Annotated in this window: 16 protein-coding genes; 12 read left to right on the top strand and 4 right to left on the bottom strand. The window is 58.0% G+C overall.

Annotated elements, in window-relative coordinates; all coding sequences use genetic code 11:
- Positions 1–134: 134 nt before the first annotated feature.
- Both AC0V61_RS12425 and AC0V61_RS12430 read left to right on the top strand, forming a co-directional pair.
- Entirely contained in the window at positions 135–326 is a 192-nt protein-coding gene (locus AC0V61_RS12425; RefSeq protein WP_486157987.1) for a hypothetical protein, read from the top strand.
- Positions 289–942 (top strand): outer membrane protein, encoded by a 654-nt coding sequence (locus tag AC0V61_RS12430; RefSeq protein ID WP_486157989.1) that lies wholly within the window; start codon positions 289–291, stop codon positions 940–942. Before AC0V61_RS12425 ends, AC0V61_RS12430 begins: the two co-directional genes overlap by 38 nt.
- A gap of 135 nt (positions 943–1,077) precedes the next feature.
- Here AC0V61_RS12430 and AC0V61_RS12435 read toward each other — a convergent pair whose 3' ends face one another.
- Positions 1,078–1,686, bottom strand: coding sequence for a PEP-CTERM sorting domain-containing protein (locus AC0V61_RS12435; RefSeq protein WP_486157991.1), 609 nt, complete (start codon positions 1,684–1,686; stop codon positions 1,078–1,080).
- 437 nt (positions 1,687–2,123) lie between these two features.
- Here AC0V61_RS12435 and folP point away from each other — a divergent pair, with 437 nt between their 5' ends.
- Entirely contained in the window at positions 2,124–3,275 is a 1,152-nt protein-coding gene (folP, locus tag AC0V61_RS12440) for a dihydropteroate synthase (RefSeq protein ID WP_486157993.1), read from the top strand.
- Positions 3,276–3,281: 6 nt separating this feature from the next.
- Here folP and AC0V61_RS12445 read toward each other — a convergent pair whose 3' ends face one another.
- The 3 genes from AC0V61_RS12445 to AC0V61_RS12455 form a co-directional block, all read right to left on the bottom strand.
- Positions 3,282–4,052: an SDR family NAD(P)-dependent oxidoreductase gene (locus tag AC0V61_RS12445; RefSeq protein WP_486157995.1), complete on the bottom strand. Its 771-nt coding sequence runs from the start codon at positions 4,050–4,052 to the stop codon at positions 3,282–3,284.
- A gap of 107 nt (positions 4,053–4,159) precedes the next feature.
- The gene (locus tag AC0V61_RS12450; RefSeq protein ID WP_486157997.1) at positions 4,160–4,939 is read right to left on the bottom strand and encodes an SDR family NAD(P)-dependent oxidoreductase; all 780 of its coding nucleotides are present in this window, start codon (positions 4,937–4,939) and stop codon (positions 4,160–4,162) included.
- 131 nt (positions 4,940–5,070) lie between these two features.
- Complete coding sequence (locus AC0V61_RS12455) at positions 5,071–6,465, bottom strand: sigma-54-dependent transcriptional regulator (protein WP_486159542.1); 1,395 nt, start codon at positions 6,463–6,465, stop codon at positions 5,071–5,073.
- A gap of 405 nt (positions 6,466–6,870) precedes the next feature.
- Between AC0V61_RS12455 and AC0V61_RS12460 the strand changes: the two genes are divergently transcribed.
- From AC0V61_RS12460 to AC0V61_RS12500, 9 genes are all read left to right on the top strand, one after another.
- Positions 6,871–6,993, top strand: coding sequence for a hypothetical protein (locus AC0V61_RS12460; protein ID WP_486157999.1), 123 nt, complete (start codon positions 6,871–6,873; stop codon positions 6,991–6,993).
- Positions 6,994–7,005: 12 nt separating this feature from the next.
- Positions 7,006–8,127, top strand: a complete 1,122-nt coding sequence (locus tag AC0V61_RS12465; protein WP_486158001.1) for an NAD(P) transhydrogenase subunit alpha — start codon at positions 7,006–7,008, stop codon at positions 8,125–8,127.
- Positions 8,124–8,555 (top strand): hypothetical protein, encoded by a 432-nt coding sequence (locus AC0V61_RS12470; protein ID WP_486158003.1) that lies wholly within the window; start codon positions 8,124–8,126, stop codon positions 8,553–8,555. The genes AC0V61_RS12465 and AC0V61_RS12470 overlap by 4 nt, the downstream gene beginning before the upstream one ends.
- Positions 8,555–8,836, top strand: a complete 282-nt coding sequence (locus AC0V61_RS12475; protein ID WP_486158005.1) for an NAD(P) transhydrogenase subunit alpha part 2 — start codon at positions 8,555–8,557, stop codon at positions 8,834–8,836. Before AC0V61_RS12470 ends, AC0V61_RS12475 begins: the two co-directional genes overlap by 1 nt.
- A gap of 215 nt (positions 8,837–9,051) precedes the next feature.
- Positions 9,052–10,452 carry an NAD(P)(+) transhydrogenase (Re/Si-specific) subunit beta gene (locus AC0V61_RS12480; RefSeq protein ID WP_486159544.1) on the top strand — a complete coding sequence of 467 codons (1,401 nt, stop codon included), beginning with the start codon at positions 9,052–9,054 and terminating at the stop codon, positions 10,450–10,452.
- Complete coding sequence (locus AC0V61_RS12485; RefSeq protein WP_486158007.1) at positions 10,445–10,828, top strand: hypothetical protein; 384 nt, start codon at positions 10,445–10,447, stop codon at positions 10,826–10,828. Before AC0V61_RS12480 ends, AC0V61_RS12485 begins: the two co-directional genes overlap by 8 nt.
- 58 nt (positions 10,829–10,886) lie before the next feature.
- Positions 10,887–12,071: a parallel beta-helix domain-containing protein gene (locus AC0V61_RS12490; RefSeq protein WP_486158009.1), complete on the top strand. Its 1,185-nt coding sequence runs from the start codon at positions 10,887–10,889 to the stop codon at positions 12,069–12,071.
- Positions 12,071–13,084 carry an SO2930 family diheme c-type cytochrome gene (locus AC0V61_RS12495; RefSeq protein ID WP_486158010.1) on the top strand — a complete coding sequence of 338 codons (1,014 nt, stop codon included), beginning with the start codon at positions 12,071–12,073 and terminating at the stop codon, positions 13,082–13,084. The genes AC0V61_RS12490 and AC0V61_RS12495 overlap by 1 nt, the downstream gene beginning before the upstream one ends.
- Positions 13,081–14,100 (top strand): alpha/beta fold hydrolase, encoded by a 1,020-nt coding sequence (locus tag AC0V61_RS12500; RefSeq protein ID WP_486158012.1) that lies wholly within the window; start codon positions 13,081–13,083, stop codon positions 14,098–14,100. Before AC0V61_RS12495 ends, AC0V61_RS12500 begins: the two co-directional genes overlap by 4 nt.
- Positions 14,101–14,200 lie beyond the last annotated feature (100 nt).

The raw sequence follows: 14,200 nt of genomic DNA on the forward strand, positions 1-14,200 counted from the left end.
ATCGTTTGCTTTGCACGGGTCGCCGATCAGGTTTGGAACCATTCACATTGTAAGTTGTCTTCCGTGGACTTCGCGCACTTTCCCCAACCCGGGCCCCCTAACCCGGAGCGCGATACCAAACACAGAGGATTACAATGAGTAACAACGTAAAATTCACCCCCAATCGCTTTCTCCTGGCACCTGTCCTTCTGGCCGCGGCCATCGCTGTCCCCGCCAGCGCACAAGACAGCGAAGCTGGACCCTATATCGGCCTGAGCGGCGGTGTCGCTCTTCCCGGTGACAGCAACAATGAAGGCACTTTTGATCTCGACCGTTCCTGCAACTGACGACTTTGACGCCATCCCCGCTGGCACCGACGTTGCTTGGGAAACCGAGTTTGACACCGGTTTCGCGATCAACGGTCAGGTCGGCTACGCATTCGAAAATGGCGTACGCGTTGAAGTCGAAGGTTCATATGTTGAGTATGACGTCGACAGCCACGCTAACCTCACGGTAGGCGGCGCGAACATTGATGGCGTCGATGTAGCCGTGCTTACGCGCGGTCCGGCCGATGCAGCCAACCCAACAGTGGGCACCGTGCTCGCCGATGGTCAAGGTGATGTCACCAACATCGGCGTGTTCGGCAACGTCTTTTATGACATCGAAACCGGCAGCGGCTTTAAACCCTATGTTGGCGCCGGTCTTGGCTATCAGTGGGTCGATGTCGACTATCAGCCATCCGCTGTGCAGGTAGGCGATGATACAGACGGCGCTTTTGCCTATCAGCTTATGGCTGGTGCAAGCTTTGCTGTGACCGACACGGTCGATCTGTTCGGCCAATACACCTATCGCGACACGTTTGAAGATGCGGAAATCCCGCTTACGCTTCTCCCAGCGACCCTCGGCGTTGAGAGCCAGCAGTCACTTGTTACCGCAGGCGTGCGCGTGCGTTTCGGCGGCTAGGAGCTGTTCGGACTGAGGCGATGTAATCTGTTCGCACTTCTGATCAGATGCATGTGCCTCGCGCCTGAATTCTGAATCAAAAAGGGGAGCCGGGCTGCGGCTCCCCTTTTCTTTGCTCTAGAAGCTTGCTGAGGCTTATGCGCCAGCGCCGCGGCGGCGACGACGGCCAAGGCCGATGGCTGCAAGCGCCAAGCCCATAAGGCCCAGAACGCCTGGTGCTGGGACGTCTACGCCCCCTGATGAACCGCCAGAAGATGAAGCGCCCCCTGACGAGGCACCGCCAGAGGAAGCGCCGCCCGATGAGGACGCGCCACCAGACGAGGATGCACCGCCTGAAGTCGATGAACCGCCGCCCGAAGTCGAGGTGCTTGAACCGCCGATGATTTGTGGCTGTTTAGGCTTCACGTGGATATCGCCGCCTGGCCGCCAAATGCTGATCTGACCAAACTTAGCGTTGCCCGGTTGACGGAAGCGTACAACAAGCGCGGAACCGGCAATGTTCTTGCCGTTGAATGACCCGCTGATGCTGTCGAACTTAAATTTGTTGAAGCCGCAGATGCCGTTACAAGCCTGTCCCTCAAAAGGCTCGTTTGGCTGCCAGCTTTTGAAAGCTTCGCCGCGACCAAATGACTGATTGCCGCGCGGGTCTTGAAGCACGACTTCACCAGATGCGTTGTCTATCATGATAAAGCCGCCATCGCCGAGCTCATATTTGAACTGCGCTGCTGCTGCTGGTGATGCCATGAGTGCCGTCGTTGCGGCTAGTGCGAAAACTGCCCTTTTCATTTTCGTTCCTGTTCTCTCTTTTTTGTCCACAATGGACGTGCCTGAATTTTTGTTGAGTTAGCCTCGGCGACTAACAAGCAAACGGCATGCCAAGATGTAAGAACGCGGAGTTTCCGCCTTTTTCTCAGTTAACAATGGGTTACTGTAGGAAGAACCGATAAGAATTCCGACACTGACGTCTCTTACTTTATGCAGGCTCTGGCTGATGCGACTAACATTGTTAGAGCGACTGTCCTACGGCTGCCCTGCTTGCTAAAGCCGTGGGTGATGAACGTGTCCTTGCCCCTTGTCAGAACGCTGTGGAGCGCAAATTTAGGAACCGATGAGACTTCTGGCTCTAGACAGTGTGCCAAGTGTGCCAAACTTCAGACAACTGATGCGAAAGCTGAACAGATATGACCGCTAGCCTCTATATTCAGCCCCTCGGCCATGCCCTGGGTCCGCAAACAGAATCGAAGGGCGATGGTCCTGGCGCGGTCCGTTTGGCTGGCACGATGGTCTATGCCGGCCGCTTTGCCTTGATGGTGCGCGAAGAGAGCGTTGAGGGGAGCAAAATTACCCATCGGCGTGTCTTTGGCGTGAGCGAGGCGGCAGAAGCGATTGAGGAGGTTGGCGGGTCTTTATCGCGCGAAGCTGAGCAGCAATGGGCAAACCTTCAAAAAGTTCATGCGCCGCTGCAATTGGGTGAGCGCACCGTGCGCCTTGATCAGCCGCAGATTATGGGCGTGCTTAATGTCACGCCTGACAGTTTTAGCGATGGCGGCGAATGGTTGGAAAAGCCTGATGCGGGCCGCGAACATGCTGCCGCGATGCTTGAGGCAGGCGCGGCGGTCATCGATATCGGCGGGGAGAGCACAAGGCCCGGGGGAACGCCCACGTTTGAGGGTGATGAGATCGAGAGGGTTGTTCCGGCGGTCGAATATTGCGCTGCCATGGGCGCAGCGATCAGTGTCGATACACGGCGAGCGGGCGTGCTTGAGGCCGCTCTCGCGAAGGGCGCGCATATGGCGAATGACGTGTCGGCACTGCGCTATGATCCCCGGATGCTTGACCTTGTCGCAAGCGCGCGGTGCCCTGTGATCCTGATGCATGCGCCGGGTACAGGTGAGGATTTGCACTCGCTCGATGGGCTCAGCGGCGGCGAATATAAGAACGTGGTGACTGATGTGTTCGATACGCTCCAGCACCAACGGGCCAAGGCGATTGCGAGCGGGATTGCGGAGGACCGGATCATGATCGATCCCGGCATCGGTTTTGGTAAGACGCTTGGCGAGAATCTGGCGCTGATCAATGCACTACCGCTGTTCCACGCATTGGGGAGCCCGCTGCTGGTGGGGATGAGCCGAAAGCGGATGATCGGCGCGTTGAGCCGCGAAGAGGGCGCGCATGAGCGGCTTGGCGGGTCGATTGCCCTGGCGACAACAGCGATGAATGCAGGCGCGCATATGCTGCGGGTGCATGATGTGGCTGAGACGGTTCAGGCGAGGAATGTGTGGCGCGGGATGCGCGATTCAGCGCTGACGGATTTTAGCGGGTTGCCCCTTTGAGGCACATCAGAGCGTGAACCCGCCATCGCTGACCAACACGTGACCGGTGATGTTGGAGCCTGCATCGCTAAGCATATAGAGGATCGTGCCAGCCATCTCTTCAGAACTGGCAAAGCGCTGGTTGGGCGTTGTCTTGGACATGCGCTTCAGGGTCTCTTCACGGCCAATCGCTTCGACCGACCGGTTGAAGTTTTCGCCCGTCTCCCAGATGGCGGTGTCCACACCGCCCGGAGCAATCGCATTCACGCGGATGTTGGCGGACGCATTCTCCATCGCCGCAATGCGCGCCATATGCGCAACGGCGGCCTTGGCGGGACCATAAGGGCCGATGCCGGGAACAGGCTTCACGCCGGTGGAGGAACCAGTGATCACAACGCTGCCGCCCGCTTCAGCGTCCTTAGCTTTGATAGCTCGCAATGCGGCACGAAGTGTCAGGAATGCGCCATCCAAGTTGATCGCCATGACGCGGCGCCACTCTTCAAAGGTAAGCTCGTCAATAGCCCCAAACCCGCCGACACCTGCGTTGACAACCGCATGGTCAAGCCCGCCGAGTTTGGGCTCAATCGCGTCCCACAATACCTCATCCGCAACGCTTCCAGTGACTGCTTCGACTTCGCAATCAAGATTAAGGGCGGCCATCCCATCGGCATCCACATCGACGAGGATGAGTTTTGCAGCGCCGCGCTCAGCCAACAGCTGTGCGCAAGCAGCGCCAATGCCAGAGGCAGCGCCTGTGACAAGGGCCGTGCGGCCGGTGAAGTCTTGAAGAGTTGTCATGGGCGGTTGCCTACGGTCATCCGCAAGTGAAGTCGAGCAGTGTTAGCGCAATGCAGCGCCGGCAGGCGCAAACCAGCCGGCGTTGCATGCACTTTTCTGCGTCTCGCTTATCCGGGAGACGCAGCACTGCCTGCCAAAAGCCCGCCATCAAGGGTCAATTCGCTGCCGGTCATATATGCGCTGACATCGCTAGCGAGAAATACCGCAAGCCCCGCGACCTCTTCTGGCGTACCGAACCGTTTGAGCGGTGTGTCTGCCACCAAAGCGGCCATGTTGGCCTCACGCTCAGGACCAACGCCCAGCATCGGCTCCCAAATGGGCGTGAGCACGGCGGCGGGGTGGATCGAATTGCAGCGCACCTGCCAACCTTGCTGCGCCGCATAGAGGGCGACCGATTTGGAGTGGTTGCGGATCGCGGCTTTGGAAGCGGCATAAGCGGCTGCTCCGGGAATGCCGACAAGGCCAGAGCGCGAAGAGATATTGATGATTGAGCCCGTGCCCTTGACCCGCATCGCTCGCAAAGCATAGCGGCACCCAAGAAAGGTGCCATCGGTGTTGACCGCGTGCACAGCGCGCCAGTCTTCAAGCGACGCGGTCTCAGGGTCGTGAGGGCGTACAGCCTCTTCAAAACCGGTGATCCCGGCATTGTTCACCATCACATCGATCGCGGGATAGCGCTTGCTCAGCGCCTCCCAATGCACCTCTTCGCGCACATCGAGCTCTACGAAAGCGCAGCCGATGGTGTCGGCTGCCTTTTGGCCCTTATCAACATCGATATCGGTAAGAACAACATCAGCGCCCTCCGCGTAGAAAGCTGCACAAATGGCATAGCCGATACCGCTGGCACCGCCAGTTACGACGCAAGTAGCGCCGGTGAGAATAGACATAAGAAAACCTCAAGGAAAATCAGTGAAACATTCAGCAGCGCCTCTTGAGCTGCTTATGAATGGAGTTCCGCTTTAGCGGTTGCTCTTGTTCACTTGAGTTACTCCTTGTTGGGGCAAACTCTCTAGCCGCTCTAAGCCGCGTTGTCGATCCCAAGATCACTTAGCTTACGATACAACGTCGAGCGGCCAATGCCGAGCCTACGCGCAACCTCTGTCATGCGGCCCCGGTAGTGCCCGATGGCCAAGCGGATCACGTCAGCCTCAATCTCTTCGAGCGGGCGCAGATTTCCATCCTCGGTGTAGAGCATGACGCCCACACCCTCTTGCTGCGCAGAGCGGGCAGAGCTGTCTAGCTCGCCGATCATTTCGGAAAGCTGCGGGAAGCTTTCTGCGGTCAGCGTATCGCCTTCGCAATAGACGGCCGCGCGGAACAGGACCGATTGCAACTGGCGCACATTCCCCGGCCAATCATATGCCGCTAGCAGGCTTAACGCGCTGTCTGCGATGGAAAGATGGGTAAGGCCCGGTTGTTCGCCAATCCGTGTCAGGAAATGGCGAGTGAGCGCAGGGATGTCTCCAGTACGCTCACGCAAAGGCGGCAATTGCACTCGGGTTGCGCCAAGCTTTTGAGCAAGGCTCGCGTTGAACACTCCGCCTTCCACGAGCGGCGTGAGGCTCATATTGCTGGCGGACAGAATGCGAATGTCGATGCGGAAGCCGTGTGCTGCGCCAAGCGGGCGCACAATGCCCGTCTCAAGCGCATCATTGAGGCGTTCTTGCACAGCGAGGCTTAAACGGTCGATCTCATCGAGAACGAGAGTGCCGCCGTCACAATGCTGAAGCGCGCCGATCTGACGGTCGAACGCTCCGGGAAAGGCGTTGGGCTCGTGGCCGAAAAGCACCGATTCCACCGAGTTTGGCGGGACGCTGGCGATGTTGATGATCCGAAGCGCCTCTTTGGCGCGGGGTGATGCCCCATGCATCGCGCGCATCAGCATCTCTTTGCCGGTCCCGCTTTCGCCTTCGATGAGCGAGTGGTTGTGCCCGCGCGCAGCCTTTGCCGCCTGCGCAAGGGCTGTGCGGAATGGCGGCGCTGTGCCAATCATCGCGTCGAAATCGAGGCTCGCCGACATTTTCTCGGTCAGCGGTGCAAGCTCATCACGCGGCGTCTCACGAGTGGTTACGGCGCGAAGGGCTTCCATCAGGCGGTCAGGGGAAACAGGCTTGACGAGATAATCGCTGGCCCCTGCGCGCATCGCTTCTACTGCAAGAAGCGGAGAGGCGCTGGTGGTCAGCATCAAGATGGGCAGAGCAGGGCGGCGTTCTTTAAGCTCAGCGATAAGCGAACAGGCATCGTCGCCCGGCACCCATTGATCAAGAAGGATAGCGGAAAGTTGCATCCCTTCGCGTGTCCCAAGCATGGCAATCGCGGTCTCAGCATCGCTGGCGACAACCGTGCGCCAACCATCGCGCGCTGCAATCGCAGAGATCAGTCGGCTTTGCGCAGGCTCATCATCAATGAGCATGACGATGCGGGCGTCTTCTTCTGATTCGTCAGAGCCGCTCACATCGAGGTCAAACTCCTCGCCGCCCAAAGTTTCGGGCATAATCTCAGCGTGTTCGTCGCTTTGCGCCATAAATTGGGCCCGTATTCCTTACATCCCTGGCAAGCGCCCCAGGGTGAGACGTGAAAGAGGGCATAAAGGAGGCGGGTAAAGACGGAATTAAGGCTGTTGCGATGAAGCGCTGGGGCTGCAATGTGAATTTAGTCCCTGACGCGCGGGAACCGCATAAGGCTTTGATGGGTTGAGCTTCAACAAACCCTTCGATAGTGGGTTCGGGGACAAAACAAATGGCAGACGTAGCCGTGCGCGCAACAAATGGTGTGCGGACGTGCGTTTGTGGGAAAGAAAGCTGAAGGGACTTACACGATGTCAGCCAATGATATGGACCACGCCCGTTCCACGTACGATGGGTTTATGGGAGCGCTCAAATGGGCGATTCCTTTGATTGCGATCATTACATTTATCGTTGTTGCTCTGATCGCTCCATAAGGGCGTAAAAACATGAAAATTGCTGTTCTGAAAGAGCTCGCTGCGGGCGAGACAAGGGTCGCTGCAACCCCTGAAACGGTGAAGAAGTTCATTGCCCTTGGTAATGAATTCGCCGTTGAGAAGGGGGCAGGGCTGAACGCGTCCATTCCGGATGAGGCATATGTGGAAGCTGGTGCTACCATTGGGACGGCGGCTGCTACCGTAAAAGGCGCGAATATTGTGCTTGGGGTACAGGCGCCTGCGGTGGCTAAGCTCAAAGGCGCAAATGCCGGGGCGTGGGTCGCGGCGCTCTTTGATCCTTTCCAGAGCGGCGATGTAGTCGAGGCCTATGCGAAAGCGGGCTTTGAGGCATTGAGCATGGAATTCATGCCGCGCATCACCCGCGCGCAGTCGATGGATGTGCTCTCCTCGCAATCGAACTTGGCGGGCTACAAAGCGGTTCTTGCCGCAGCCGACACTTATGGTCGCGCTTTCCCGATGATGATGACGGCGGCTGGCACAGTTCAAGCGGCCAAGTGCTTTATCATGGGTGTGGGCGTTGCAGGGCTCCAGGCGATTGCAACCGCGCGGCGTTTGGGCGCGCAGGTTTCGGCGACCGATGTGCGCTCTGCCACGAAAGAGCAAATCGAAAGCCTTGGTGCAAAAGCCATCTTCGTCACCGATGTTGAAGGCATCGAGGGTGAGGGTTCTGGCGGTTACGCGACCGAGATGAGCGATGAGTATAAGGCAGCGCAGGCCAAGCTTGTCAGCGAACACATCGCCAAGCAGGACATCGTCATCACCACCGCTCTGATCCCTGGACGCGCCGCGCCTGTGCTCATTACTGATGAGCAAATCGCGACGATGAAAACGGGAAGTGTCATCTACGACCTTGCGGTCGCCCAAGGCGGGAATGTCGAAGGCTCCGAGGCTGACAAAGTGGTTGAGAAGCACGGTGTGAAGATCATTGGCTATGCCAACACGCCAGCAGCCCTTGCAGCAGACGCGTCAGCGTTGTTCTCGCGCAATCACTTCAACTTCCTTTCCGCCTTTTGGGACAAGGAAGCAGGCAATCCCGTCCTCGACGAAGAGATTGGCGATGCTATCCGCCTGACCAAAGATGGTGCGGTCGTGAATGAGAGGCTCAAAGGGTGAGGGCGCTAACCGCTCTTACCCTTGGTGTTGCTGCTCTGGCCCCGGTGATTGCCCATGCGGATACCGATGAGCCAGGCAGCGGCATGTCCTATTCACTAAACGATGCTCGTGCAGGTGCTCAGCTGCGGGCTGAGGCGGGCATTTTGATGCCTATCATCTTCGATCCATGCGGCAGCACCCCGGCGATGCGTCCTGTGAAGGAGCGCTTTGCCGCTATGCTCCACGGCGTAACGCAAGACCGCCACAAATTCGATATTGTGATCGCGCGTGCAGATTATGACTACCAAATGAGCCTGGTCGATATTGCATGCCCGGAATTGGACGCAGAACAACAAGCAGAGGCCGATAGGCTGGAAGCATCCGTTGCCAATAGCGTGATGGACCGCATCGACACTTTGCTCGCTCAATCAGCCGAGAGAGGCGAATAATGGACTTTATTTCAATCCTATCCATCTTCGTGCTGGCGTGTTTCGTCGGCTATTATGTGGTCTGGTCGGTGACCCCGGCGCTTCACACGCCGCTTATGGCGGTGACCAATGCGATTTCTAGCGTCATTATCGTGGGCGCGCTGATTGCGGCGGCCGAGGCGACAAGCCCGCTTGCCAAATGGCTTGGCCTTGCAGGCGTTGTGATGGCCTCGATCAATATCTTTGGCGGCTTTGCCGTGACCGAACGTATGCTCGCGATGTACAAGAAGAAGGAGAAGTAGGGATGGGTTTGCTAGCTTCTCTCGTTATGCCATCTTTGTCTGAAATCATGGCATTCTCGGATCTGGCAGCTTACGCTTGCGAGATGCTGCCCACGGACGGTAGCTGCTGTCCTCCTAACCCATGCGGTGGACAGTTGGCCGCATTGAGTGTCGATCAATCTGGTTCTTCGACAACTACAGCGGCGGCCCACGGTGGCTACACGCCTGCTTGGGCTATGCTTGCCTACCTTGCGGCGGGCGTGTTCTTCATCCTAGCGCTTCGCGGGCTTTCATCCCCTGCCACTAGTCGTGCGGGTAACCGCAATGGCATGATTGGGATGGCCATCGCGCTCATTACGACGCTTGTCACTCACGACATCGCCAATATCGTTGAGATCGGCATTGCGATCCTCCTTGGCGGCATCATCGGCGTCACCATTGCGCGCAAGATTGCCATGACCGCTATGCCGGAACTGGTAGCGGGCTTTCACTCCTTGGTGGGCCTCGCCGCAGTGGTCGTGGGTCTCGCTGCATGGCTCAACCCGGGCGCATTTGGCATTCTGGACGACGCGGGTCAGATCCTTGCGGTTAGCCGGGTGGAACTTGGTCTGGGTATCGCGATTGGTGCGATCACGTTCTCCGGCTCGGTTATCGCCTTCTTGAAACTTTCTGGCCGGATGAGCGGGTCTCCGATCCTTCTTCCAGCTCGCCATGTGATCAATCTGGGTACGCTGGCAGCGATCCTGGGTATTATCGGATTCTACACCGTCTCGCCGAATGGCGGGCCCGGCATTGGGTGGGAGATCATTGCGATCACGGCGCTCGCGTTTGCCATCGGCTTCCTCCTTATCATCCCCATCGGCGGGGCGGATATGCCGGTCGTGGTGTCGATGCTGAACTCCTATTCGGGCTGGGCTGCAGCGGCTATGGGCTTCACCCTTGGTAACTCAGCCATGATCATTACCGGCGCGCTGGTCGGCTCGTCTGGCGCGATCCTCAGCTACATCATGTGCAAGGCCATGAACCGCAGTTTCATCAGCGTGATCGCGGGCGGCTTTGGCGCAGAAGATGGCGCTGGCGGTGGCAGCGGGGAACCGCGTGAGCAGCGGCCGTACAAACAGGGTTCAGCCGACGACGCGGCCTTCATGCTTGAACAGGCTGAAAGCGTGATCATCATTCCGGGCTACGGCATGGCGGTGGCACAGGCTCAGCACGTTCTGCGTGAGATGGCCGACGCGCTCAAAGAAAAGGGCGTTGAGGTCAAATATGCGATCCACCCGGTCGCAGGGCGTATGCCGGGCCACATGAACGTGCTTCTGGCCGAGGCGAATGTGCCTTACGATGAAGTCTTCGAACTTGAGGACATCAATAGCGAGTTTGCACAGGCTGACGTTGCCTTCATCATCGGTGCAAACGACGTGGTGAACCCGGCGGCTAAAACCGACAAGTCATCGCCCATCTACGGCATGCCTGTCTTCGATGTAGACAAGGCCAAACAGGTCTTCTTCATCAAGCGTTCGATGGGCGGCGTAGGCTATGCAGGCGTTGACAATGACGTCTTCTACATGCCGCAAACGGTCATGCTCTTGTCTGATGCCAAGAAAATGGTCGAGGGTATTGTGAAGGCGCTTGACTAAAGCTTCCATGCGCTACGCCTTCCTCTTCGTCCTATTCCTTGCAGGGCTTGCTGCCTTCTGGGTTTTGGGCGGAGAGAAGCTCCTAGAACGCGTGACCGAAGCGCGGGTGGAGCAGGCTCTTCTCGACAACGGAGCGCCTGCACCGCTCGCAGAGTGCATGGCAGAACGGCTGGTCGATACGCTCACGATTGAACAATTGCTCAAGCTTGAAAAGCTTGCGCCCGAGGAGGGCGAGGCCCGCGTTCCCCTTTCACGGCGCGAGCTAATTGATCGCTTGAACCGTGTTGACGATCCTGAGGCTGTGCGGGCGCTAGCGGGCGCTGGGGCAGGCTGTTCGCTCTCAATTATAGGCGACGCGCTCAAGGATCGCTTCTGAGACTTGCCAAATCTCACCTTTCTGCGGCACAAAGCGTATCGGAGAGGGAGACCATCACATGATCAGAGTTGCACTGGCCGCGAGCCTGCTTGCCACCGCCGCGCCCGTTTGGGCAGAAACCCACACAATCAGCCCCGGTGAAGGCGCGCAAGAACGCTTGCAAGAGGCGCTGATTCTTGCCGAGCCCGGCGATGAGATCGTGCTGGAGGCAGGACGCTATACGCTCACCGATGGACTTTCGCTCGATGTTGACGGCGTGACAGTACGCGGCGCTGGCATGGATGGGACCGTGCTCGATTTCACGACGCAAGCCGGGTCAGGCGAGGGGCTACTTGTCACGTCGGACAATGTCACCTTGCGCGATTTCGCATTGGAGAACCCCAAGGGTGATGGGATCAAATCCAAGGGCGCTGATCAAATTGTCTATCACCGCATCCGTGTGACTTGGACCAATGGACCAGACCCCAGCAATGGCGCGTATGGCATCTATCCGGTCGAGAGCACCGGAGTGCTGGTCGACGGGGTGAAAGTCACCGGAGCTTCCGATGCTGGCATCTATGTTGGCCAGTCCAATCAGATCACCGTGCGCAATTCGATTGCCGAAGCAAATGTCGCTGGCATCGAGATTGAGAACAGTCGCAACGCCATTGTCGAGCACAATATCGCCACCCGCAACACTGGCGGCATTCTGGTGTTTGACCTGCCCGGACTGCCGATCATGAATGGCGGTAATGTCATCGTTGAGAACAACCTTGTGGTGGCCAATGACACGGCCAACTTTGCGCCTCCCGGTAACATCGTTGCTGGCGTTCGCCGCGGCACAGGCATCATGGTGATGGCCAATGAAAAGGTCCTCATCAAAGACAACATCATCGACGAAAACCCAACCGCGCCGATCATGGTCATCGCCTATATCCAACCCTTTGATGATGATCGCTACAATCCGTTTGCGCGCGATGTGGTGGTGGGCAACAACATCTATGGCCGGGGCGGCGATGACCCTCAGTTTGAAGGCGCAGAGATGCTTCTGGCGGCCTTTGGCGGGGCCCTGCCCCCGGTTTTGTGGGACGGGCAGGGCAGCCTTACTGCCGTCGAGGGTACAAGCGGATGGTCGCTGAATCTCACGGAGCAGGGCAAGGGACTGGCAGATGCGAACCCATCGCCTTTGAACGTGCCAGCGCCGACAAGCGAGTTCGACCGCACCGGCATCGGCGCGCCTGCTGAACTGGACGCGCGCATCTAGTGCGGGGGCTTGGACTGTTCCTGACAGCTTTGGCGGCTCTTGGCCTGTCCGTGGCAGGACAGTCGAAGGGTATTCCCAAGCCAATGGTCAATGACGAAGTGGTGCTGGGCAAAGGGCTACCGCGCACCCTTGGCGAATTTGGCTTCTTTCAAGATTATGGCGCGCGCGAGCCTTCAGACCGCGTAACGGCGTACGAGCTCAACACGGCCCTTTGGTCCGATGGAGCGGATAAGCTGCGATATATCTACCTGCCAGAGGGCGTTAATCTCGAGGGCGATGGAGAGGGGCTGCTGCAATTTCCCGTCGGCAGCGCCATCATCAAGACTTTCGCTTTCGGAGAGGGCAAGGAGCAGCGGTTTATCGAAACCCGCGTGTTGCTTCACCGCGCGGATGGGTGGTTGGCGCTCCCCTATCGCTGGAACGAAGGGCAGACCGAGGCGAAACTGGCGCTCGCTGGTGGCCGTATTGCGATTACTACGCCTTCGGGTGAAGAAATCAGCTATCGCATACCGAACAAGAACCAGTGCAAGGCATGTCATTCTGTAGATGGCGAAGTCATCCCCATCGGTCCCAAAGCGCGCAATTTGTCAGCTGAGTGGCTCGGCAAAATGCATGATGGCGAAATGCTCGACCAAGTGCCCGAAGGCGCTGATACGCTTCCCTTGTGGAGCAACACCAGCGCTAGCACAGACAAACGCGCCCGCGCTTACCTCGATGTGAACTGCGCGCATTGCCACAAGCCCGGCGGCGGCGCGTCCAACTCAGGCCTAGACCTCAGCTGGGAGCAAACAGACAGCTTTGCGATTGGCGTTAAAAAGCCGCCTGTTGCAGCAGGGCGCGGGGCGGGTGGCTTCCTTGTCTCTATCGACCCCGGAGCACCGGAGAAGTCGATCCTTGTGCACCGCATGAATTCGAATGAGCCCGGCGTTGCCATGCCCGAACTGGGCCGCTCTACAATCGATAAAGAAGCGGTCGAACTGATGCGCCAATGGATCAGTGAGATGCCTCAATGAAATGGGCGGTCCGTGTAGTCTTTGCGGTGCTCGCACTGCTCGTCGTCGCATTTTTCGTGTTTCGCGTGCCCGACACCGATCCCGATATGATGCGAGCACGGTGGGGCGGGGAGCCATCTCAATTTGTCGCAATCGGCGATGGCGTCACTATCCACCTTCGTGACGAGGGAAGCGGGGAGGGACCACCGATAATTCTCCTCCACGGCTCAAACGCGGACCTCCACACATGGGAGCCTTGGGTGGATGGTCTCAAAGACACTCGCCGGGTTATCCGCTTTGATCAAGTCGGCCATGGCCTCACCGGGCCAGACCCTGCGGGCGACTACAGCCGCGCGAATTACGCACATGATGTGATCGAAGTCGCCGATGCGCTTGAGATTGATATGTTCATCCTTGGCGGCAATTCCATGGGCGGAAAGCACGCTCTTGCGGTCGCCAGCCTTTATCCTGACCGCGTCTCCGGCCTGATCCTTGTTGATGCTGGCGGTGCCCCTCGCGATGAGGTTGAGGCGATGATGGACCCCGCCGTCGAAGAAGCAGATGACGGCGGCAATATCGGCTTTGCCATTGCGCGCATGCCCGGTGTGAACTTGATTGCAGAGCATATAACGCCGCGGTCACTCATTAAGCAGAGCCTTGAAGAGAGCGTTTCCAACAAGGCTATCGTGACTGAAGAGGCGGTTGATCGTTATTGGCAATTGCTGCGATATCCGGGTAACCGTGGGGCCACGATGGCGCGTTTCTCGACCGAGTATGCGCCGCTTACAGCGCAAGAAATTAGCGCGATAACCGTGCCATCTTTGATCTTATGGGGTGATGAAGATCGGCTAATCCCGGTCGAAGCGGGGGAATGGCTCGATCAGGCGCTGCCAGACAGCGAGCTTAAGGTTTATCCGCAAATCGGTCACCTGCCTCACGAAGAAGCGGTTGATGCCACTTTGGCTGATCTGAAGGCGTGGCTTGAAGTCCTTGAAACAGGGTCCGCTGAGGCTTCAGGTCAACAGCAGTCACCTTAATTTTCTGCCCCTTTACCACCTGCTATGGACGCAGGCGCGTAACGCTGTCACCATCTTTCGCGCGTCTGAAGTTTTTGGGCAAACAAGATTCGAGGGACAC

This window comes from Erythrobacter sp. JB1-4 (genome assembly GCF_057365025.1).

Excerpts from the sequence above, each read along its gene's own strand:
- AC0V61_RS12425 (WP_486157987.1), top strand. The coding sequence starts at position 135 with ATGAGTAACAACGTAAAATTCACCCCCAATCGCTTTCTCCTGGCACCT.
- AC0V61_RS12430 (WP_486157989.1), top strand. The coding sequence starts at position 289 with ATGAAGGCACTTTTGATCTCGACCGTTCCTGCAACTGACGACTTTGAC.
- AC0V61_RS12435 (WP_486157991.1), bottom strand. The coding sequence starts at position 1,686 with ATGGCATCACCAGCAGCAGCAGCGCAGTTCAAATATGAGCTCGGCGAT.
- folP (WP_486157993.1), top strand. The coding sequence starts at position 2,124 with ATGACCGCTAGCCTCTATATTCAGCCCCTCGGCCATGCCCTGGGTCCG.
- AC0V61_RS12445 (WP_486157995.1), bottom strand. The coding sequence starts at position 4,052 with ATGACAACTCTTCAAGACTTCACCGGCCGCACGGCCCTTGTCACAGGC.
- AC0V61_RS12450 (WP_486157997.1), bottom strand. The coding sequence starts at position 4,939 with ATGTCTATTCTCACCGGCGCTACTTGCGTCGTAACTGGCGGTGCCAGC.
- AC0V61_RS12455 (WP_486159542.1), bottom strand. The coding sequence starts at position 6,465 with ATGCTCATTGATGATGAGCCTGCGCAAAGCCGACTGATCTCTGCGATT.
- AC0V61_RS12460 (WP_486157999.1), top strand. The coding sequence starts at position 6,871 with ATGTCAGCCAATGATATGGACCACGCCCGTTCCACGTACGATGGGTTT.
- AC0V61_RS12465 (WP_486158001.1), top strand. The coding sequence starts at position 7,006 with ATGAAAATTGCTGTTCTGAAAGAGCTCGCTGCGGGCGAGACAAGGGTC.
- AC0V61_RS12475 (WP_486158005.1), top strand. The coding sequence starts at position 8,555 with ATGGACTTTATTTCAATCCTATCCATCTTCGTGCTGGCGTGTTTCGTC.
- AC0V61_RS12480 (WP_486159544.1), top strand. The coding sequence starts at position 9,052 with ATGCTTGCCTACCTTGCGGCGGGCGTGTTCTTCATCCTAGCGCTTCGC.
- AC0V61_RS12490 (WP_486158009.1), top strand. The coding sequence starts at position 10,887 with ATGATCAGAGTTGCACTGGCCGCGAGCCTGCTTGCCACCGCCGCGCCC.
- AC0V61_RS12500 (WP_486158012.1), top strand. The coding sequence starts at position 13,081 with ATGAAATGGGCGGTCCGTGTAGTCTTTGCGGTGCTCGCACTGCTCGTC.